This window comes from Tolypothrix sp. VBCCA 56010, assembly GCF_050875635.1.
Taxonomy (GTDB): domain Bacteria; phylum Cyanobacteriota; class Cyanobacteriia; order Cyanobacteriales; family Nostocaceae; genus Hassallia.
On record NZ_JBPAOH010000025.1, the window covers coordinates 32,644 to 55,075 of the forward strand.

The following is a 22,432-nucleotide window of genomic DNA, read 5'->3' on the forward strand; positions in this document are numbered from 1 at the left end:
CTTGTTTTTTGTTTAAGTTAAAGGCAAAGCATTAACTTCAGAAACATTTGACACCGCAGAGTGAAGGGCATTTATAAAGTTTTGGGCGTAACGTTGGGTAGAAAAATCGAGGGCACGTTGTCGCGCTGCGACTGCGGCATTACGGGCAAATTCTTGGTCGTCAAGATAACGGAGAATTGCGATCGCTAATGCATCTGCATCACCATAAGGCGTTAACAGCCCATTTAAGCCGTCGGTAATTATCTCAGTCGGTCCGCCAGCATTGCCAGCAATCACGGGTTTGCCTAACGCCATTGCCTCGATAACCACCAAACCAAACGGTTCGTTATCAGAAGCATGAACAAATACGTCCATTGCTTGCATCCATTCTGGGACATTGCGTTGTAGCCCGACTGCCAGAACGCGATCGCTTAAGTCCAACGCTGTTATTTTCTCTTTTAAAAACTCCCCATAATCCGGTTCCAAATCATGCTTACCCCCAATTACCACACAATGGGCATCGGGATACTTCTGCAAGACTTTCGGCATTGCCTCCACAACAACGTGCATTCCCTTCCAGCGTTGCAATCGCCCGACAATTCCAATTAAAGGTCCATCCAACGGCAAACCCAGCTTTGAGCGCATCGTGGCTGGAGTTGGCAGAACAGCCGGATCGAAACGGTCTAGCGCCACCCCTGGATGCACTAAATATACTGGGGTTTTCGGTAAAATTTTTGACTGCGCCTCTTGAATAGCTTTAGTAATTGTGACTACACCACGCGCTGGCATCAAATTGACCATGCGCTTTAAAAAGCTTTTATTATCTGGAATTTCCTGCTGATACCACAGTGCAGGTATGCCAGCCAGCAGCGCTGCCAGCCCTCCTGTGAGGTGGGATAGCCACATCCAGCTGACGATAACATCTACACCTTCGCGCTTGATTATAGAAGCTATCTTGGCTGCGGTGGCGACTAAACGGTGCAATTCGCGCACGCGACTACCAAGCACAACTATAGCGGAAATACCAAGCGATCGCACTTGCTCTACCAAAGGACCGTCTTCACTGAAAATTACCAACCATTCGACATCCGCATGTCGTCCTTGTTGCAGCAAGTCCCAGAAAGTCATTTCACTTCCGCCGCGTTGTTCAGCCAGTGGCATTAGGATAGCAACTTTCATGTAATTGACCTCTGATTAAGTACAGTCATGCCTTGAGATTGATTTGGCGTAGTAATTCCTTGATGCTGATAGTACTTATGCGCTGCCATAGCCATAGCCAAAAATCCCCAAAGAATCATCCCTGCTATACTTAGCATTCCGCTACCAATAATTAACTGGGCAAAGGCAGTAAAACCAATGGCGCGGGCAGCACTCACAAAACTGTCGAAACGGGACTCTGTATATTTGAAAACTTGATAAATCATCAAGATTAGCCCACCCAGATAAGGGATGGCTCCAAACCAGCCCAGGGTGAAAAACATATCTAAAATGCCGCTGTCAAGGACAATCACTTCTATTTGACCAGTTTTTTCGTTGACTTTCCAAGTATTTCCAAATCCATTACCCAAAGTGTTAGAAAGGGCTATACTCAGGTTTCTGTCATAGCTGCTCGATCTATCCCGAAAGCTGCCATCTTCTTGAAGATTGACAAAAGTTTCAACACGTTTTGATACAACAGAAGAAATTGGCTCAATAGTCAGCAATGGCGCAACACACACTATCATCACCAAAATTATGGTAATTAAGCGCATTTGAATCCGCGCTTTTACCGAACCCATAATCATAATCATTCCGAATAACCAGCCCCCCCAATTGGTACGTGTTTGTGCAAGTAGAAACGACAAGTAGCCAGCTGCTGAGGCAGGAAAAATTAAAGGTCCCGATCTGGTGAACAATAACAGCAAACCAGCCTGCATTGTCGCACCAAACGGACCAATTGAGTGCATTGTACTCCAGACGCGCATTCCAAAAGGTTCAGGGTTTCCAGAACTGCTAGTCTGTAGTGATTTGACGAGCCAGTACCTGTCCCACTCCGGAGCTACCACGAATTGATATATACCGTAAACTCCTAAAATTAATACGCACCAAAGAAATGTGCGCTGAATGTTTTGGCGATAACTAGGATAATCTCGCCAGTTAATAAATAAGTGAAAACCGAAGAGGAGGGGACTCAACCAGTCCAGAAGGCTGCGTGCCACCGGAACCGGTTGGTTGTGAACCAGTCCAATGAGAAAGCCATAGAACACCCCGGCAAAAGCCAAAATAAAAGGTAAGCCACCTAGACGATAGGCACTAGGAAGGTAACGGAATAAGGTGGCTATGGAAACGAACACCACTAAATAAGGTGCTACGAGCATCTGACGAGTAAAGTCCCAGCCAACTTGAAGGTCAACTAAGCGGGTAAATAACGCCGAGAGAAACCACATCCACCACGTAAAGCCTAGATAGAGAATCGGATGCCGCAAATAGAGGAATATGGCTGTTACAAAAGCTGCTATTGGATAGATTAAGCGCAGACTGGCAGTAGGACCAACGTAGCACGCTAAACAAATCAGTAAAAAGCCAAAAATTACTATCCAACCTTGTAGCGATCGCTCTTCTGGAGAATAATTTTTTTTCAAAAAAGTATTAAAAAGTATCTGCTTGGAAGTCACTGTACATCTCCAGGGTGCAGGTAATTTGTTGAGAAGTTTTTCAAATTATAGTGCTGTTGCCATGTCTGCCAACCCTGAATTCGTCCCCGTAGAGATGCCAGCCACTTCTTAGATGCCAATTTTCCTTCACTGGGTAGCAATCGCAACCACTGTACAAAACCGATCGCTTCTCGCGTACCGATTAATATTGCCCAAACCACAAATACAATGCGTTGCACTGAGGAAAAGTATTCTAATAAAGCTAAAGTTTCATTATGTACGGCATTGCTCCAAGCGATATCATTAAAGTTATCTCGCTGATCTTCATCAAAACGCTGTGCGGGATAGTGATCCACTGCGACCAACGGATCGAAAATAATTTTCCACCCCGCTCGTCTCAACGGCAGGGTGAATGCCAATTCAAAATGTACTTGGGCACCAGTACCTAGCATCCGCTCATCATAGCGCACTTTTTTCAGGGCGCAAAAGCGAAAACTCATATTCACTCCCTTGAGTACGTCTACCTCGCGAGCTGGTCCCACACCCAAGTGATGATTGCCAATCACCCGTCCAAACCACTGTACCCGACCGACACAGAAGCGATCGCCTACTTCTTTGATTTGAGTACCTATGTACTGCCAGTCGCGTCCACCCACAGCACCGATGCTGCTATCTGACAAAAAGTAAGCTTCGATACGTTGCAGCCAATCAGCGTGTGGTGCCGCATCGTCGTCGGTTGTGGCAACGATATCTCCCTGCGCTACATCCAAACCTGCATTCATCGCTGCTACTACTCCCGGAACTTTCACGGTTACGGTGCGTAGTGGCAGCGAATCAGAGTTAAAGGTTTGCAAAAATGTCCAAGTTTCCGCATCAATATCACGCACCGTCACCAATACTTCATCTGCTTGCCGAGTTTGCTTTTTCAGCGCTTCCAGGCAACGCATCAGGTCTAGAGGTCGGCGATAGGTGGGTATGAGAACGGTGATACTGGTCATTTACTAACTCCTCAAATAAATCGACATAGCTTTGAGCTTTACTAGTCCAAGTATTTTGTTCTGCTATGGTGCGGGCAGCTTGACCCATTTTTTGCCGGAGATGGCGATCGCTTTTTAAAATACTCAGTGCCTGCGCCAAAGCGTTGGTATCATCGGAGTCTGCCAAAACAAATCCACAATCTGGTGTGACTATTTCTGCACCCCCTGCTGTGGTTGCGGTAATTACAGGTAGTCCTGATGCCATTGCTTCCATCATAACTAGGGTGCAAGCTTCGTAACGTGACGGAAATACGAATAAATCCGCCGTTTGCATAATTTGGGCAATGTCGCGCCGAAATCCCAAAAAGTGTACTCGCTCACTTAAGGATAGCGATGCTGCAAGCTGAGGATAAGGACTACCGGCGGTATCACCGACAACTGCTAAGTGTACCTCCGGAACTTGTACTAAGGCATGTAATACTGTATCTAAGTTCTTGCGATTGGTACGGATATCGCCGGCGAAAAGCGCTAGAGTTACATCTTCTGGTAGACCAAATTTTTGCCGATCTGTAGCACCTGGAACAAACTCTTCCACATCCACACCATTCAAAATCACGCGAATGCGATCGCTTTCGATTCCAACGTCTTCTACCAATTCATTTTTGATTTTCTCAGATACTGCCACCGACACTTTCGCTTGACGAAATGCCTTTTTTTCCCAATAGCTGTTTAAATTTGTGTAGAGCCAATGGTAAACACCATAAATATTGCGGTTTACTCGTGATGTATGTACAGGCGATCGCAACCAAGAAGTGTGTACAAACTGCGATGTATTTACATCTCCTTTCTCCGAAGTAATCGCACCGTACACTTGTACTAAATCAAATTCATGGCGATGTTTACGCAACCAAGCAGCGCTGTGCCGAGAAAACATCATTTCCCGCACAAGTTGCGTTGGAAAATTTTCGACGGGAAAATAAACCCAATTAACCTGGCTGTTTTCCTGTAGTTCTGGAGCTACTTTTCTTGCTACTAAAGTGACGTGGTGTCCGCGACGAATCGCTTCCCAGACAATCTCATAGTTTGCCCGACCTTGACCATCACCTTTAATCACATATGGCGTAACAATACAAAGTTTCACAAACCACCTTCCTTTAAAATTAATTGATGACCGTGCAGTTCTTTTTTCACCAAGTTAGAAATTTATAACTCTAATCAACTTAATTATTTCGCTCCTCCTAATAATTGATTGGCTAAACGTTGCGGAGTAAAGCTAAGAGTAAGTGCTGCTATAGTTCGCAAGTTAAACTTTTGTTCGTTAATTGCACACCAAAGATAAGAACGTGCTTCTGCTACCTGTTTAGTTCGCATCAAACCAATAGCCAAAGTTGTATTAGCTTCTAACCATTTTTGCTTAAAGTATGACTTAAACTCTTTTAGTCTCTCATCTTCCATAAACCGCTTATAACAAAATATTTCATTTTGTGCTTTCCGGATTTTTGCTTGAGCATTTCGACTACCACTTTGCATAGTATCAGTTTGCTCATGAGCACGATAACGAGTTAGTCGTTCTGGATAATAATAAGTTCCATGACCAGAAATACAGCAGATGTATGTTAAATATATATCCCACATACCGCCAACTTCAGGAGGAATACTATCCCAATCAACAAAATCATTGCGAATCACACAAGCTGCGGCAGTGGGTATACTTTTATCTACTAACCCGATTTTGACTAAATTTTGATGAACTCCTTGTGCAAGCTGGTCACGTTTATAACTGCGTGTATTTCCTTGGGTACCAGCATAATCAATTACGCCATTTGCATCTATAATATATTGATCGCAAAAAGCTAAAATTAAATCTGGATGTTCTTCTAACGGCGGAATAAGCTTTTCTAAAAAGTCTTCGTTCCAGATATCATCGTCGTGGAGACTAGCAACGTATTTTCCTCGTGCCATTTTGAATGCGTGCATTTGATTAGCAAACATGCCTTTATTTTCCGGTTGTCTCCAATATCGAATGCGTGAATCATCAAAAGATTCAACTATTGCTTGCGTATTATCCGTACTACAATTATCAGAAATAATAATTTCAATATTTTGGTAACTTTGTTTAATAGCACTAGCAACTGCTTGCTTCAGATAATTTGGTCGATTATAGGTAGGAATAATAACGCTAACTAAAGGTTGTTGGCATTCGTCATTTTTTAACATATTTCCTCCCGGTCTTTTCTTGCTAAAAACAGTATTGAATTTATTATTCTGCACCCAATCGACCTATTTTGCATTTATGTGATAAATTTATTTTTTTACTTTATTTTCTGATAAATAATTTATCCCTATCGCTTTTAACGTTTTTTCCGTTTAATAATTTATTTTTACAATTAAAAATTAAATCATTGCAGCAATTGTTCATAATTAAAATGCAATTAATCTAAATTAATTCAACTTATTTAGAAACAAATAATTCAATTTTATTTGTATCTAGCGCTCGATTTGTAAATGACTGTGGCATAAAAGTTAATAACATTGCCCCCATGCTTCTTAGACTCCGTTTTTTATTCTTTATCACATGCCAAAAATGAGATCGTGCAGCTATTGGTTGTTTAGCTTGCAGCAAACTCATCCCCAAACTGTATCTTGCTTCTAACAATCTGCGGTGAAAATATGGATGCAATTCATGTAACCTTGCATCTTTGATAAATTGCTCGTAGCAAAATATCTGATTATTTGCTTTGCGAATTCTCACTTGTGCATCGTCAGTCCTTGTATCCGATTGCGCGTGTGTGCGAAATCGCGCCAGTTTGTCTGGATAATAGTAAGCTCCTTTTGCAGAACGGCAGCAGAGATAGTTTAGATACAAATCGTAGCAACCCCCAGCCTCAACTGGAAATGCATCCCAGTCCACAACATCTTTACGAATAACGGCAGCAACAACACTTGCTACAGACATATCTACTATTCCCTGCTCATAAAAAGGTTGGTAAACACCTTCTTTTAAATTGTCCCTTTTAAATACCTGCGAACAATATTCTGTGTGAGCATAATCTATTTCGCTATCAGCTTTCATCATGTAGTGATCGCAAAAAGCTAAAGCCAAATTAGAATCAGCTTCTAGAGGAGGAACAAGCTTTTCTAAAAAATCCTTTTCCCAGATATCATCGTCGTGGAGACTGGCAACATATTTTCCTCGTGCCATTTTAAAGCCGTTGATAATATTAGCGACCATTCCTAAGTTTTCAGAATTTCGCCAAAAGCGAATTCGTGAATCACTAAAAGCATCAACTATTGGTTGGGGATTTACGCTGCTACAGTTATCACAAACAATGATTTCAATATTTTGATAAGTTTGTTGAACTGCACTAGCGATCGCTTGCTTAAGATATTCTGGACGATTATATGTTGGGATAATAACACTGACTAAAGGCTGATAATTTTCGGTATTATGTAACATGTTTTACCTACTATTTTTTAATTAGTCAAAGCAATACACTTAATAATGAAGTCTTTTGGTACATACCAAAGCACTATATTCTAATTAAATTAAGTCAAATCATAACTCTAATATAGTATTTTCATAAATTTTTTGCAGATGCTTTACATGAACATCCATTGTAAATTCTTTCATAAACAAAGCATGACCTTGTTCGCCTAGACAAACGCACTTTTGATAATTTGTAGATAAATCAGTAATTGCATCGGAAAGCTTTTTAATATCATTTGCTGTCACAAGAATACCTGTTTTTCCATCTTGTAAATGCTCTGGTATACCTCCTACTGCACTTGCAATTACAGGTCGATAACGAGCATAAGCTTCAAGAGTTACAAGACCAGCAGGCTCGGGCCAGACACTCGGAAAAATTACCGTCAAACATTCTTGATACAGTCTATTTAATTTGTCACTATCACACCAGCCATGCCAAACGATACGGTTAGTTAATCCGAGTTTTTCAGCTAACCTTTCCAAGCGGGGTCTATCCCATCCTTCACCTGCAATATCAAGCTGAATTCGCGGATTTGTATGTACTAAACTTTTCAGCAACCATTCTAGTCCTTTATCAGGAACAATGCGTCCGACAAACAACATTCTCTGATTTTTATGTGTTTCTAAAGTTAGCGGTGTAGTGGCAGTTTGCGGAATGGGTATACCACACCGCAGAGTTACAGTTTGTTCGGTTGGGACACCATTTTTAATTAACTCTTGCCTTACATAGTCACTATTAGCAATGAAAGTAACTTTTATTTTTTTTAAAATATTTTGTAGACGCTGAGTTTCTTTAAATTCATCAATAACTCTTGACGGTTTGCGGCTACCACATTTGTCTATTAGCTTGCCCCAGGTACATCCTAAATAAGAGAAGTTACGCTGACAAATAGTGTTTTGTTCTGCTAAATATTTTGTGCCACTTGGACAGTAGAAAGAGTGATTGTGAACTGTAAATATAACGGGACATTCACCTGTAACATCTAATAGTAAATCTGGACTATGTAGGTGGAGCAATTTTAACTGACTTTGGTCAACATTTTTTAATTCTTTAATTACGCGATCGCTCACACCAGGTATCTGATAATTCATCAGAGAAGTTAAATAAGTTTCTGCTCCTCCTTTGCCACCTACATGAAAACTAGAGCATTGATAAATTAGATTTTTCTCAAAATTTTCCTGGCTCAATTTTTTTTTGTTTGGCTCCGCACTATTAGTTAATACCATCACTTTTAAGCACTTATATTCCCTTAGTTTTCACTAAAACTTACTTTTTTGGACTAGCTATAAATAATTGTCAAATATTTGACATAAATTCTGTTTGTAAAGTTCCTGGGTATATGTAACGGCAGTATTTCTCGCTGCTTTACTCATTTGTATGCGAATCGATTCGTTAGTAGCTAAAAAATCTAGTTTTTCGCTAATAGCTTTTTCGTCTCTGGGTGGTACAATAAATCCATTAACGCCATCTTCAATCAAGTCAGCAGCACCGCAATGAGAAGTGACAATTACAGGAAGTCCGCACGCCATTGCTTCGAGTGCTACCAATCCAAAACCATCTTCAACAGAAGGCAAAATGAATACTGAACACCGACTAAAGACTTGTTGGGGATCTTGGCTATTAAAATTCCAAAACTCTTGTTTAATATGAGAATTTTGACTTAGTGTTTTCTCTACTAAAAGTCGCATTTTACGAGTCGATGTACCTCCAACTAATAACAATTCAGAATTAGGTATTTTAGCTTGCAAAAAGGCAGGAATTAAATACTGAACACCTTTACGCGGTTCAATAGTACCTACATAAAGTGCGCGAAAAGTTGAGTCCGTTTTAGGAGAGGGATAAAACCTTTCAGTATTAATAAATGGAGGAAGAACAGCAATCTTATCTGCCGGAAACCCTGCATCAATAAATGTTTGTTTGGCAACCTTTGAAAGAACGACGATTAAATCAGCTTGTTTGCACTCCTGTGAAAATCGTTGCAGCATCTTTGGATTCATGGTTGCTACAGTAGATTCTCCAAGAAACTGTAGTTCTTGCTGAATTTGTTCCTGCATGAAGGGGAGATAATTATTGAGGCAATATAGCCAAGCCTTCGCACCTTTTGCTTTAGCTGTTTTAAAAGCTAGATGAGTTTGACCTGCTACCCCCATAATTAAATCGCAGGGAAGGAGTTGTAATTTTTTGCTTACTTGTTTGTCAAAATATAAATCGCTCAACAGTACAGCCCAATCATTGCGACGACGCAGCAACGGTGTAGCAAGTAATCGTCTGCTCGATGCAGAATAACCGACGGGATAAACTGAGAAATCGGTTTGAGGTATTTTAACATCTGCACAAATTACAGTTAAATCTGCTAGTTCGCTAAAACCTGCTGCTGCATTTGCTAAACAAACTCCCTGTCCTCCTGTACCTAAGCCTGTGTTGCAAGTGAGAATAACTTTCATGATTAACTTTTTACATTGTCAGTTAGTTAGTAACGGTTGAATTTGAGCAAACTTTGTCTAAAATTTGGAAATAATTTTCAACTAAGTTTATGTAGCTAAGTTCTTGTTGGAGAGCAGTTCGATCGAATGTCAGGGGACTACCTGAAAATTTTGCTGCGGCTACTTGGGCAATTACTTGAGCCATTGCTTCTGTATCTGTTGGTTCAACTAGCCAAACTCCTGGTTTATCCTTTAAATAATCCCAGTTTTCACCTTTAGGTACTGCTGCTAAAATTGGGCGATCGCTCATCAGATATTCGTAAGTTTTACATGAAATCCGTCCTCCAGAAGATCCATCTGTTCGATTGGGCAAAGTTATCAGTAAAAGGTCTGCTTGTCTGGCATTTTGAATTGCTTGGGAGTGGGGTAAAGCACCGAAGACAGAAACAACATCTGTCAGATTTTGATTTTGCAACACCTTTTGTACTACAGATTCCGGGAAGCTGTTTCCGTAGATTTTTACATGAATCTTGTTCTCCCAGTTAGGATTTTGGGACATCGCTTGCTGCGCTGCTTTGCCAATAAAAATCGGACTCGAACTGCGGTAATCGATTTTTATCCTTTCATAGCTGCCTAACTTCATCCAAGCTCTGTAAAGTTTTTTAGGTAGTGTGTGTTCTTCAGGGCGATGATAAAAGTCATACCAGCCATTCATGCCGCCAGTATAAACAATTTTGAACGATTCGCTAACCACCGAATCAACGGGGGTGGAAAAATCCAACGGATCGGCACCGCAACGAATCAAGTGAAACTTTGATTGTTGGGATTGAGGTTGTCGTTTTTTGACAAGTTCCAGATTAAATTGGGAAACGTAAACTATTGCATCAGCTTGACGCACATAAAAATTTTCTAGCCATCGTTCTAGCTGATGATGCAGCCAACTAGCAGAAACTGGATGCATATCAGTGCAACTGAGCGAGTCATCCAAGCTCAACACTAAAGGCAAACCTGTAAGCCACTTCAGGGCAATTCCTACTAAACCGGCTGAGTAAGGCATCATAAATACAAAAATAGCGCTACAGTTCTGCCGCTTAATTAACTGATACCCTTTTATTAATGCCGGAATAAACCAAAAAATTTTGCTATCTGGCCAGATTAAGAACATTAATAATTTATCTAGTTTCAGCTTGCCGATAAATTCAATTAAACGTTTTGGATACCAGCTTTTAACAAATTCGACGCTAGCGGCTTCATTCAAATAACCATTTTCTGTTCCAGTTAATATATGAATTTCCCAATGTTTTTGGAATTGTCCTAACAATTTTTTTGCTCTGATGGCAATCGGTTCCCTCAAGGGTGGTAGGTCATGGGCTATACAGAAAAGTGTTTTAGCATGTGGCGATTTCGAGGGGACATTGGATGTAGTAAAATAAGTATTGTTTTTAGAAGAAATTGATTTTGTCATAACTATTATTACTAATTTTTGATAAATATAATAACACCCTGTTTTGGGGAATGCGATCTACTCCCTTCCCGCTACAAAATTACCTATCTTCTTTTTCTTCTTCCTTCTCCTTCACCAGACGCCAAGGGCGAACGTGTCCTTCTCCTAAGGGAGACGCTGCGCGAAGGTGCCTAGCCTGCGGCTTCTGCGTACTCCGTTGGAGAAGCCGAAGGCTAGCAGTACGCGGTTCGTTAAATAGGTATTCTTCGAGCGGGAGGGGAGTAAGTATTATTTAAATTTATTCGCTTGGGGACGAGGATTTTGGGAAATGCAGAACCTTGTTTAATAAAGGTTCTGCATTTTAGAGAACTGAGGAATGCGATCGCCAATTTCCAGATTTGGCAGGCTGCCCAAAGAGCTGTTAGGTAGCTACTCTACTTGACCCATTTCATATTGTGTTTTGTGATATTCCCAAAGCTTGCCGTGTCGCTGTAGTAATTCTTGATAATTGCCTTGCTCTACTATACGTCCTCCTTCGAGTACTACGACTTTATCTGCTTGAGCGATGGTGGAGAGACGGTGAGCGATCGCAATTACTGTTCGACCTAGAGAAAGTTTTTCTAAAGACTCCTGAATCAAGCGCTCGGTCATAGAATCTAAGGCACTGGTTGCTTCGTCCAAAATGAGAATTTCTGGATCGCGCAATAAAGCACGAGCGATCGCAATCCGCTGTCGTTGTCCTCCAGATAATCGAACTCCGCGATCGCCAAGTTGTGTTTCAAAACCTTCTCGCATCTCTTCAATAAATTCCAGTGCATTCGCTAGTCGAGCTGCTTCTTTGATTTCAGCTTGAGTTGCCCCTTGTGTACCGTAAGCAATATTATTCCAGACAGAAGTGTTGAAAATAAATGTATCCTGACTTACCACAGCCATTTTGCTCCGCAGTGAGTTGATTTCAAACTGCCGCAAATCAACTCCATCAATTAGCACATGACCTTCTGTAGGATCGTAAAATCGGGGAATTAAATCAATCAGCGTACTTTTACCAGCACCGGTCGCTCCTACCAACGCTGTGGTTTTTCCCTGTTCAATGGTAAGGGTAACATTGTTCAACACTAGATGACTGGGATCGTAGCCAAAATCCACAGATACTACGTCAATGGAATGCTTTAAGCCAGCAAATTGAATTGTACCGTTTTGCAAATAATGTTTATTGTCAGTTCTCAATAGCTCTTTAATATTATCTGCTGAACCTTGCAGTGTACTAAGACCCGCTCTGACTCCATTAAAATCCTGGACGATTGGCACGATCCGAAACAATACAAAGAAGAAAGTCAGTAATGAAGCAACTTGTAGTGTTCCATTAACAACAAAAATAGTAAACGCAAAAATAATCATACCGATGAGAATCGTGCTGGCTATACCTTCTGCCAGAGGTCTCACCATTGCAAAAGTTAATACAACTTTCGTTGAGGCACTTACTACATTATCACTAGCTTTCTGGAAGCGCCGACGCTCAAATTCTTGAGTAGCAAATGCATTCACGGTGCGAATACCGTTAATAAATTCCATTGCTGTTGAAGTAAATTGACCGTTAGCAGCCGAAACTGCAAAACTTGTTTCTCGCGCTCTGGCATTCAGGGTTGACAATCCCACTCCCACCAAGGTAAATAGTAACAATGAAATAATAGAAAGCTGCCAGGACAGCATAAACATTGAGATAAAGTAGACAGTAGCTGTCATTGCTCTGGTTAGCAGAAAAGCTGCACCACTAAACCACTGCTTTATCCTCTCAATTTCTGTTGTAATGGTATTAAGAAGTTCGCCAGTACGAGTTTTAGAAAAGTAACTGAGTGGCAAGGATTGCAGCTGTTCAAAAATTCGCCTCCGCAAGCGATCGCTCAGATGTAACTGTACTAACTCAGTGTATACCTGTGCCAAATAATTGAATCCTGCCCGAATCCAGGTACTTAATAAAATTAAAATAGATATTTGGTATAGACGATGAATTGGCGATGCATTAGAAGCTAGAACCCAGATATCAAACCAGGCAACTCCTGTCTGAATTGGCTTGGCATTTGGAGTCGTTAACCCTTGCAAAAACTGCAACAGAAAGCCGATAGTAAAACCCTCGAATGTTGCACCCAAAAATGAAAAAACTAAAGCCAGAATGGGGATTTTACGAAAGTATTTAAACTCTCGCAAGATTAAATAATTTTTCTCCCAAAACTTGGTAGTCTTAAAAAAATTGCGAAATGATTGCGAAACTTTTAGATGCATAAGTATTTTTTCTACGAGATTTTATCAAGGTAGACAAAGCGATCTCAGTACTATACAAAAACTTTGCTTAGGCAATAGCGCGGCAAATGAAGTCATCAATTACCGCACATTGGTACAGAAAGCTTTAAAGATGTCAGGGTGCGAATTTGTAGAAGCAACCAGTATAACTGCCATCAATTAATTTTTGACACATTTGCTTTACGATCCGACCCGCATGGATTGAAAACTTTACACATTGAATAACTAGTATCCTACTACGTAAACGCCTTACATCATAAGTAAATCACGATGTTTGACTATCCAGATGCAACTTGTTTGATGTCTCTACCTCCCAAGAACCTGTAATTCCTGGTACTTTATTGAGTTCTCGTTGTTTTTCCGAACTTAACCGCACAGCTTCTTCCAAAGTCCAGCAACGCGGTCCGACTAAACTCATTTCGCCCTGTAGAACATTAAATAACTGTGGTAGATTATCTATATTGTATTTACGCATCCAATGCCCTAGGCGTGTGACGTTTTGCTCATCTTCTGTGAGAGAGAAATTGTTGGCGCAAGCGTAGACGCAAAGCGGACTTGAGTCAGACATCGCTTTATCTTCTAGGGTTTTTTTGTTTACCGCAGTTGTGCGAAACTTGATCGCCCGAAACAGTTTACCGCGTTTTCCTACGCGCCACTCACGCTCAAAAAATGTTCCTGGGGAGTAAACACGCATTAGCAAAACTAATATCAGCATTACGGGACTGACTGCAAGCAAAAATACTAAGGCAACAATCCAATCAAATAGCCGTTGCAACGATCTCCACAAACTACCTTGTTTGGATAGCTGTTCGGCAGAGGGTATGCGTAAAAATATTGGCTTCGACGCTTGTTCACACGCACTTGCCCAAACTTTTAGCCAGTACTCACCCAACTTTGGATCTATGCGAACCAAACTTACTGGCGAATGTTCTAAGCATTTTACCAAGGATTGCTCTTTATCCAGTGAAGGCAGATATGGCTGCAAAACTTGTCCGGGAGCTTTCACCAACAATTGACCCCTTCGCCACTGGAGTGTGCAGTATGAACTACGATCCTGGTCTTGCTTGGTAACAGTATAGTAATTCTCTAAAGGTGGAATTATGGAAATTGTCATATGTTTTTGGGCTTATACAGTGGTAGATTGCCGACCTGACATCATAGGCTATCAATGCCAAAGACTCTTGCCAAATCTTGCTTTCTGCTCCAAAAAGGTGATGTTAATTAGGTGGAAAACATGAAACTATAACTTGCTTTATAGGCAAATGCACATCTTTCAAAACTTTTTATAAAAGATGTACAAAAAAGTAACAATGCTAGTTCTTAGATAAATCTAAAAAAATAACTCCACTTTTTTGTTCTAGCTTTTTGGAGGAGGATTCAATATCTAGAATATAAGATACTGTAAAAATGACCATTGTTTAGATAGATTCTTTATTTACTCTTTAAATAGCCCGTCTGTTTCTCAGAGAATTATTAAGTTCATATGAATCACTATCGTAGATCTACCCAATAAGCCTTTTCTTAATATCGGTAAGTAATTCTAACATGATTGTATGAATGACTATCAAACATAAGCTTAATTAACACGCACCAATACAATCTATAACACTCAATCAACCAGAAAATACACAAAAACTTTATATATTCATCTGATTTGATTTTCGCTCTTTTACAAAGCCGATACCAGGAGCATTAGAAAAAAGAAGAATTCTCAAGAGAAGACGCGCTTAATTACGTTTACTCCTGTTTTACTCTTCCCTACTGTGGTCTACTTGACAGTAGGATTGCAAGCAAGCAATACCCAGCCTTTTTTACCCAAACAATACCAAGTAAGTAGCAATAAACGAAGGAGGTTTCCAGCCCCCTACACATCAAAATGTTTTTCTGGCTGAAATATTCTTTGTAAAATTATTAACATTCAGCCTATACATGAAAAAAAGCTGATATTGCTCATATTAAAGGTATCATTGCTTTCGCTCCCTAAATTACTAACTTTTGTATCGCTTTTTCTGGCACTTGCGCGATCGCTTGAAGGAATCAGCGGAAAAACAGTTATATTTTATACTTTTATTTACGAGTTAACCTACCCTAAGGCAAAATTTCCTTACTTGAGCAGCTCTCAAAAGAAAACTAAGTATAATGGGTATTTTATTATCTACCTTGCTAAAAACACCTATAACTAGTAAATTAGGTTATTTAAGTTACTGCATTTTCTCCAAGTAATAGTATAAAAATAGCATGTTATACTGACTTATTTGTATCTTATTTGGTTATAGACGTGCAACGAAAGCAATTATTAAAAATGCCACCAATCAAAAGTTGCACAATCGCCACTGACAATTCAGAATGGTATTGATTGCCAATGTCAAGGCAGTATTAGCAGCTCATTAATTACGTATAATTAAGTAACAAATGAAACAAGTAAACTTTTTAATAATTTTTATCTTTTGTTTAGCTTTGGCTTTATTTACTATAGAGAACACCAAACTAGCAACAATTTATATTGTTCCTGGAGTACAGGTACAAGCACCGATAGCAGTTGAATTGCTATTAGCGACTGGCTTAGGCGCAGTTTTTGCGTGGCTATTTAGTATGTGGACACAATTGCAGCGACAACTATTGTCTAGTCCACAACGCAAACAAAATGTCCGAATTCAAGAACTAGAGTCCAAAATTGAACAGTACCAAGCCGAAGTTCAATCTTTACAACTTGCGCTACCCCCTTCCTCTGATTCCTCAACAAAAGAAACAGAGACGAATGTGCCGAACACACACTCTAGCAACGTCCAATAAGTCTACAGGGACTATTTATCCACTAAAACACGGAAATACTTAGGACTTGTTGATGGATCTACGCGAGCTATTGGAAACAATTGCACACCTGATTCACCAAGCCGAACAGGGGGAAATTGACCCTTGGGATGTGCAGGTAATTGAGGTAATTGACCGTTACTTAGAATTAATGGCACCGGAGACAACACGCATAGGCTATGAAGCTGATTTATCGCAATCCGGGCAGGCTTTTTTGTCAGCATCGATGCTGGTGTTGTTCAAGGCAAACACCTTGATGCAAATGCAAGCAGCAGCAGATGAACCAGACGTTGTACTAGATGATGTACAAGCAGACAACGATCCGGGGTTAGTATATTCTCTTCATCGGTTGCCATTAGAACGGGCATTGCGCCGTCGTCCGGCAGCGATGCCACCGCCAAAACGCCGCGTGACTCTGCAAGAGTTGATCGAGCAATTGCAGATCATGGAGAATCAACTCAAACTTGTACAAAAAGTCAGCAAACCTATCCGTCCCCGGCGTCAGCCCAGCATCCAAAGTATGCGGGCAGCACTAGAGTTAGCTCACCAGGAAAATCTGACGGAAGTGGCACAAGAACTGGAGGAAGTATTGCATCTGTCAGCCACAAAATTGTGCTTGTCAGAAAATTGGTTGAATTTGGAACAGCTAGTAGAATTGTGGACTCAGACAAAGAAACCATATCACAACAGTTCGGCACATAAATCAAAACACAGTCATCTAGTCAGCGTTTTCTGGGCATTACTATTGCTGTCGGCTCAATCTAAGGTAGAGCTATGTCAAGAAGAATTCTACCAGGAAATTAAAATTCGCTTACTCTGTTGATTCTTCCAATACCCGATCGAATGTACCTGACTTGAAAGAGGGGGAAAGGGGAAAGGGAAAAGGAAAAAGGGGAAGAAGAGATTTTCATTTGTACGACTTACGCACTCAGATCCCCCAACAGAGTTAAAAAGGGGGCTTGAAGGGTTCCCCCCTTTTTAAGGGGAGCCAGCCGTGTGGGCGGGTTTCCCGCGCCACATGCGCGGCTGTCGGCAGAGCCGCGATAGCGCAGTGGCTTGACTTGAGCGGTAGCCGCGTGGGCTAGTTCCGATCAAGGTTTCAGGCTTCGGTGCGTAAGTCCTAATTTGTACAGGTGTACGCAGTTCTTTCAGGGCTAGTTGGTGCAAGTGTAACGGGAGGAACATAGATGATTTACAGATTTTTAGGACTTACGCAAAAATAATTGAAAAGCCTATTATCCCGTAGCGGTAATTCATGAATTACCGCTACTTACGACATCGGATTGCGTAAGTCCTGATTTTGATAAATGCAAACCCCAAAATCCGAGTAAATTGAAAAGATAACCGATCGCTTGTCATCTTGCGAGAGCCTATGCTTACACGTAAAGCGAACATTCGTGTTATCCGTGCTTTTAAGGATGACTTAGAGCAAAAATAAACTGATGATTAAGTATCATTCGATGAAAGTAAACTGGCTTGTGGTTGAGGAATAAATTTTTATGAAGGCGATGATTCTCGCTGCGGGTAAAGGTACTCGCGTGCGTCCAATTACCTACACAACTCCCAAACCGATGATTCCCATCCTGCAAAAGCCAGTGATGGAATTTTTACTAGAACTGTTACGTCAGCACGGCTTTGACCAAATTATGGTTAACGTTAGCCATTTGGCTGAAGAAATTGAAAACTATTTCCGTGATGGTCAGCGGTTTGGCGTGCAGATTGCATATTCTTTTGAAGGGCGAATTGATGACGAAGGTAAACTGGTAGGGGAAGCTATTGGTTCTGCTGGCGGAATGCGGCGTATCCAAGACTTTTCGCCGTTTTTTGATGATACCTTTGTGGTGTTGTGCGGCGACGCTTTGATTGACCTAGATTTATCAGCTGCGGTTAAGTGGCATAAATCCAAAGGGTCGATCGCTACCATCATTACTAAATCTGTCCCACTTGAAGAAGTTTCTAGTTACGGTGTGGTCGTCACCGATGAAGATGGTCGCGTCAAAGCATTCCAAGAAAAACCGTCAGTAGAAGAAGCTAAGAGTACCAATATCAATACTGGTATTTACATCTTTGAGCCAGAGGTATTTAATTATATCCCCTCCGGCGTAGAGTACGACATCGGTGGCGAATTGTTTCCCAAACTGGTAGAAATAGCTGCCCCCTTTTACGCCATTCCGATGGACTTTGAATGGGTAGATATTGGTAAAGTACCAGATTATTGGCGGGCGATTCGCGGTGTGCTGCTACGCGAAATAAAAAATGTACAAATTCCCGGTCACGAAGTTGCTCCAGGAATCTACACTGGCTTAAATGTTGCCGTGAATTGGGACAAAGTGGATATCACAGGTCCTGTTTACATCGGTGGCATGACCAGGATAGAAGACGGCGCAAAAATTGTTGGTCCGACGATGATTGGTCCTAATTGCTGGGTATGTAGTGGTGCGACTGTAGACAATAGCGTGATTTTTGAATACTCGCGCCTGGGTCCTGGGGTAAGCTTGGTTGATAAGTTGGTGTATGGGCGTTACTGCGTTGATAAAACTGGCGCCTCGATAGATGTCAAAGCTGCTGCTTTAGACTGGTTAATTACCGATGCTCGTCAAGCACTACCATCTCATACCCCAGCTGAACGGCAAGCGATCGCTGAGTTGTTGGGAACAAACGGCAGTTAGGGAATGGGGAATGGGGCATAGGGCATGGGGCATGGGGCATGGAAAGAAATTTGGCTTTATTCCCATTGCCCATTGCCCATTGCCCATTGCCCATTGCCCTTTCCTAACCATTAAGATATGTGTACCGCCGCAAACTTTGTTCGTAAGTTTGTAGCAGTCGCTGAGATTCCGCTAGGGTGATGCGATTTTCTTCTAAAGCTTGTTCGCAACGCTGGCGGATTTTTTCTACCAGATCCTCGGAGTCGTACTGCACGTAGCTGACTACTTCGCTCATGGTGTCACCTTTGACGACGTGTTCAATCTGATAACCTTTAGGAGTTAGTTGGATATGAACGGCGTTGGTGTCGCCAAATAAGTTATGCAAATTGCCCATGATTTCCTGGTAAGCTCCATTCAGGAACATCCCTAAATAATAAGGTTCTCCTGGTTTAAAGGTGTGCAGTTCTAAAACTGACTTGACATCGCGCAGGTCAATAAAGCGATCAATTTTGCCGTCACTGTCGCAGGTAAGATCCGCCAAAATTCCTCGCCGCGTCGGTTCTTCTCCCAAGCGGTGTATCGGCATAATTGGGAATAGTTGGTCAATCGCCCAACAATCTGGTGCTGATTGAAACACTGAAAGATTGATGTAGTAGATGGAAGCCATGATTTTTTCTAAGTCTTCCAACTCGTCGGGTACGTATTCTTCCTGCCTGGTGATGTCAAGAATTTTATGACAACAAGCCCAGTAGAGCCGCTCTGCTTTGGCTCGTTCTCTGAGGCGCAAAATTCCCAAGTTGAAGCGGCTGATGGCTTCTTCTTTGAATTGAGCGGCATCGTGGTAAAATTCTTGGAAATTCTCTTTGTTGATGCCTTGGTAAGTTTCCCAAAGGTAATTAATAACCGGGGATTCTCCCTCTTGTGGGGGTTCTGGTGGATCGAGGGGAATCTCGCTGGTACTGAGAACGTCAAAAATCAGTACCGATTGATGGGAGGCGATCGCTCGTCCACTTTCGCTAATCAGTGTTGGTACGGGTATTTCCCGTTCTGCACAGGTATCTTTTAACTCTGCCACGATGTCGTTGGCATAGTTTTGCATGTTGTAATTTTTCGAGGCATAGAAGTTGGTTTGCGAGCCGTCGTAATCTACACCCAAGCCACCGCCAACATCAAGATATTTCATATCAGCTCCCAGCATCGCCAATTCTACGTAGATGCGGCTGGCTTCTTGAATGGCATCTTTAATTACATTAATGGCGGAGATTTGCGAACCGATGTGGAAGTGCAACAACTGCAAAGAATCGAGCAAATCAGCTTGGCGCAACTTGTCAACTGCATCGATAATTTCCGGCATTGTCAAACCAAATTTAGCGCGATCGCCGCTAGATGTTCCCCAGCGTCCCATGCCTTGGGTACTGAGTTTAGCGCGAACCCCTAAAATTGGCTTAATCCCCAACTGGCGATTGGCATCAATTACCAAATCGACCTCTTCAATTTGTTCTAAGACGATTATCGGGGTCTGTCCTAGTCTTTGGGCTAACATCGCCGTTTCGATGTATTCCCGGTCTTTGTAGCCATTGCAAGTTAACAATGCTCCCGGTGTATCCAGCATAGCTAAAGCAATCATTAACTCTGGCTTGGAACCGGCTTCTAAGCCAAATTGATGCGGTTTGCCAAATTTGACCAAATCTTCAATTAAGTGCCGCTGCTGGTTGCACTTGACGGGAAACACGCCACGATAAATGCCAGGGTAGTTGTAACGGGCGATCGCTTTGGCGAAACATGCATTTAATCGCTCAATCCGGTCTGACAAAATATCGGAAAATCGAATTAATAAAGGTAAGCCTAAATTACGCTGCTTCAGGGCATTGACTAATTCAAATAAATCTAGAGAACCTCCGCGATCGCCTTTAGGAGAAACCGTGATATGACCAGCCGCGCTAATCGAAAAATAAGGCTGTCCCCAACCTTCGATGCGGTAAAGGGCTTCACTATCCTCAATTTTCCAGTTTCCGCGAGGCGCCTCGCTAGTGGTACTTGGTGGTAGCAGCTTTTTTTGCTTTTGATTCTTCACTTCAGCTTTATGTCCATTAGCCGGAGGTTGCACCACCTCTTCCGATGCACCAACAGAATAAACACGCATTTCTTCCTGACCTCTGTGTGTCACCCACAAGTAATCAATTTAACGCATTAAGAAAGCAACGCATATGCACCCAGAGATGATTTCTAAGATAAACTCTGATTGGTCATTGGTTGAGAGTTAGTTGTTGGTGGTTGGTGGTTAGTTGTAACTACTAACGACCAACAACTAACAAAGAACAAATTTACTAAGTTTGAGGAGATGACGATGGAACGCACATTTTTAGCAATTAAGCCTGATGGGGTGCAGCGCGGACTAGTAGGTGAAATTATCCGTCGCTTTGAAACTAAAGGCTTTACTCTGGTTGGCTTGAAGTTTCTCAAACCCAGTCGGGAATTAGCCCAAGCGCACTACGATGTTCACCGCGAAAGACCCTTTTTTGCTGGGTTGGTGGAGTTTATTACCTCTGGACCGGTGGTAGCGATGGTTTGGGAAGGTGATGGCGTAATCGCCTCTGCGAGAAAGATAATTGGCGCTACAAACCCTCTGAATGCGGAACCAGGGACAATTCGGGGCGATTTAGGCGTAAATATTGGTCGCAACATCATACACGGTTCCGATGCTCCGGAAACCGCTCAAAAGGAAGTTTCCCTGTGGTTTAAGGAAGATGAATTAGTCGGTTGGCAACCCGATATTATGCGTTGGTTGCACGAGTAATTTAGGAGGGGGGAAGGGGGATGGGGAGACAAGGAGAGGGGGGGATGGGGAGAGTGGGGGATGGGGAGAATGGGAGAAAGAATTGTCCCCTTGTCTCCTTGTCTCCTTGTCCCCTTGTCTCCCCACTCCGCCACTCCTCATTTTGAAGCTTCGCTCTTTTCCGGTTCTTCTGATAGTTCTGGGGTAGTGCGCTTAGAAAAGCCCCAAGCGAAAATGAGGGCGATCGCACCAATCATCGCCCATTCTGGCGGGACAAAGCTATCGTTGACGACTTTTAACAGTAAACGCAAACCGACTAACGCTACAGTGATATAGCCTGCGTCTGCTAAATAGACATATTCATCCAACCACTTGATAAACAAACCCGCCATATATCGCAGGGTGATAATACCAATTGTTGCGCCTGTGAGTACCAGCCACCTTTCTTGAGAAACTGCGATCGCTGTTGTCACACTATCCAAAGAAAATGCTAAATCCGTGAAAGCAATCACCGGGATCGCTTGCAATAATGAGTTAAAGCGGGGACCGTGATGCTGGTTATCTTCGCCTTCTTCTGAGGTAAAATGTTGGAATACCAGCCATAGCAGGTAAGCACCACCCAATACGTTAAATTGCCAAAATTGTTGCACCCAGGTTGCGGTGAGAATTAGGGTGATGCGTAGCACGTAGGCAACGACTAAGCCGAAATTGAGGGCTTTACGTTCGAGTTCTTTGTCATTGAGTCCTTGGGCGATCGCAGCGAGGGCGATCGCGTTGTCAGCAGATAGTACAGCCTCTAGAAAAATCAGGATGAGCAGGACTAGAGGTGCTTCGATGCTGAAGTGAAAGTGAAGATAATCAAAAATTTGGTCTAACATTCAGATTTTTTTTAAACCGCACCTTGAAAAAGTCAGTATAAGAGGAAGTGTAAATTGAAAATAAAGATTAATTTCCC

Annotated in this window: 18 protein-coding genes; 4 read left to right on the plus strand and 14 right to left on the minus strand. The window is 42.0% G+C overall.

Annotated elements, in window-relative coordinates; genetic code table 11:
- Positions 1–12 precede the first annotated feature (12 nt).
- The 11 genes from AABK37_RS11305 to hepC all read right to left on the minus strand — a co-directional run bounded on the left by AABK37_RS11305 (position 13) and on the right by hepC (position 14,356).
- The gene (locus tag AABK37_RS11305) at positions 13–1,158 is read right to left on the minus strand and encodes a glycosyltransferase family 4 protein (RefSeq protein ID WP_432551665.1); all 1,146 of its coding nucleotides are present in this window, start codon (positions 1,156–1,158) and stop codon (positions 13–15) included.
- Positions 1,155–2,633, minus strand: coding sequence for an O-antigen ligase domain-containing protein (locus AABK37_RS11310; RefSeq protein ID WP_432551666.1), 1,479 nt, complete (start codon positions 2,631–2,633; stop codon positions 1,155–1,157). The genes AABK37_RS11305 and AABK37_RS11310 overlap by 4 nt, the downstream gene beginning before the upstream one ends.
- Positions 2,630–3,610: a glycosyltransferase gene (locus tag AABK37_RS11315; protein ID WP_432551667.1), complete on the minus strand. Its 981-nt coding sequence runs from the start codon at positions 3,608–3,610 to the stop codon at positions 2,630–2,632. The genes AABK37_RS11310 and AABK37_RS11315 overlap by 4 nt, the downstream gene beginning before the upstream one ends.
- Positions 3,513–4,730 carry a glycosyltransferase family 4 protein gene (locus AABK37_RS11320; protein ID WP_432551668.1) on the minus strand — a complete coding sequence of 406 codons (1,218 nt, stop codon included), beginning with the start codon at positions 4,728–4,730 and terminating at the stop codon, positions 3,513–3,515. Before AABK37_RS11320 ends, AABK37_RS11315 begins: the two co-directional genes overlap by 98 nt.
- 83 nt (positions 4,731–4,813) lie before the next feature.
- Positions 4,814–5,806, minus strand: a complete 993-nt coding sequence (locus AABK37_RS11325) for a glycosyltransferase family 2 protein (RefSeq protein WP_432551669.1) — start codon at positions 5,804–5,806, stop codon at positions 4,814–4,816.
- 235 nt (positions 5,807–6,041) lie between these two features.
- Complete coding sequence (locus AABK37_RS11330; RefSeq protein ID WP_432551670.1) at positions 6,042–7,046, minus strand: glycosyltransferase family 2 protein; 1,005 nt, start codon at positions 7,044–7,046, stop codon at positions 6,042–6,044.
- Positions 7,047–7,145: 99 nt separating this feature from the next.
- Complete coding sequence (locus tag AABK37_RS11335) at positions 7,146–8,264, minus strand: glycosyltransferase family 4 protein (RefSeq protein ID WP_432551671.1); 1,119 nt, start codon at positions 8,262–8,264, stop codon at positions 7,146–7,148.
- Between the two features lie 96 nt (positions 8,265–8,360).
- Positions 8,361–9,521, minus strand: coding sequence for a glycosyltransferase family 4 protein (locus AABK37_RS11340; protein WP_432551672.1), 1,161 nt, complete (start codon positions 9,519–9,521; stop codon positions 8,361–8,363).
- Between the two features lie 22 nt (positions 9,522–9,543).
- Positions 9,544–10,965, minus strand: coding sequence for a glycosyltransferase (locus AABK37_RS11345; protein WP_432551673.1), 1,422 nt, complete (start codon positions 10,963–10,965; stop codon positions 9,544–9,546).
- Positions 10,966–11,373: 408 nt separating this feature from the next.
- Entirely contained in the window at positions 11,374–13,224 is a 1,851-nt protein-coding gene (hepA, locus tag AABK37_RS11350; RefSeq protein WP_432551674.1) for a heterocyst formation ABC transporter subunit HepA, read from the minus strand.
- A 283-nt stretch (positions 13,225–13,507) separates the two neighbouring features.
- Entirely contained in the window at positions 13,508–14,356 is an 849-nt protein-coding gene (gene hepC, locus AABK37_RS11355; protein WP_432551675.1) for a heterocyst development glycosyltransferase HepC, read from the minus strand.
- Between the two features lie 1,298 nt (positions 14,357–15,654).
- Between hepC and AABK37_RS11360 the strand changes: the two genes are divergently transcribed.
- From AABK37_RS11360 to AABK37_RS11370, 3 genes are all read left to right on the plus strand, one after another.
- Positions 15,655–16,035, plus strand: coding sequence for a lipopolysaccharide assembly protein LapA domain-containing protein (locus AABK37_RS11360; RefSeq protein ID WP_432551676.1), 381 nt, complete (start codon positions 15,655–15,657; stop codon positions 16,033–16,035).
- Between the two features lie 52 nt (positions 16,036–16,087).
- Positions 16,088–16,876 (plus strand): segregation/condensation protein A, encoded by a 789-nt coding sequence (locus AABK37_RS11365; protein ID WP_432551677.1) that lies wholly within the window; start codon positions 16,088–16,090, stop codon positions 16,874–16,876.
- A gap of 676 nt (positions 16,877–17,552) precedes the next feature.
- Complete coding sequence (locus AABK37_RS11370) at positions 17,553–18,722, plus strand: sugar phosphate nucleotidyltransferase (protein ID WP_039752972.1); 1,170 nt, start codon at positions 17,553–17,555, stop codon at positions 18,720–18,722.
- 103 nt (positions 18,723–18,825) lie between these two features.
- Here the strand turns inward: AABK37_RS11370 and speA are convergent, their stop codons facing one another.
- Positions 18,826–20,844: a biosynthetic arginine decarboxylase gene (gene speA / locus AABK37_RS11375; RefSeq protein WP_432551678.1), complete on the minus strand. Its 2,019-nt coding sequence runs from the start codon at positions 20,842–20,844 to the stop codon at positions 18,826–18,828.
- Between the two features lie 204 nt (positions 20,845–21,048).
- On the opposite strand from speA, the gene ndk reads away from it, so the two are divergent.
- On the plus strand, positions 21,049–21,498 hold the full coding sequence (ndk, locus tag AABK37_RS11380; RefSeq protein ID WP_432551679.1) for a nucleoside-diphosphate kinase: 450 nt from the start codon (positions 21,049–21,051) through the stop codon (positions 21,496–21,498).
- On the opposite strand, the gene AABK37_RS11385 is transcribed toward ndk, so the two are convergent.
- A complete protein-coding gene (locus tag AABK37_RS11385; RefSeq protein WP_432551680.1) occupies positions 21,454–21,639 on the minus strand; it encodes a hypothetical protein in 186 nt (61 codons plus the stop codon). The two genes, ndk and AABK37_RS11385, sit on opposite strands and share 45 nt — an antisense overlap.
- Positions 21,636–22,355, minus strand: a complete 720-nt coding sequence (locus AABK37_RS11390; RefSeq protein WP_432551681.1) for a TerC family protein — start codon at positions 22,353–22,355, stop codon at positions 21,636–21,638. Before AABK37_RS11390 ends, AABK37_RS11385 begins: the two co-directional genes overlap by 4 nt.
- Positions 22,356–22,432: the final 77 nt, after the last annotated feature.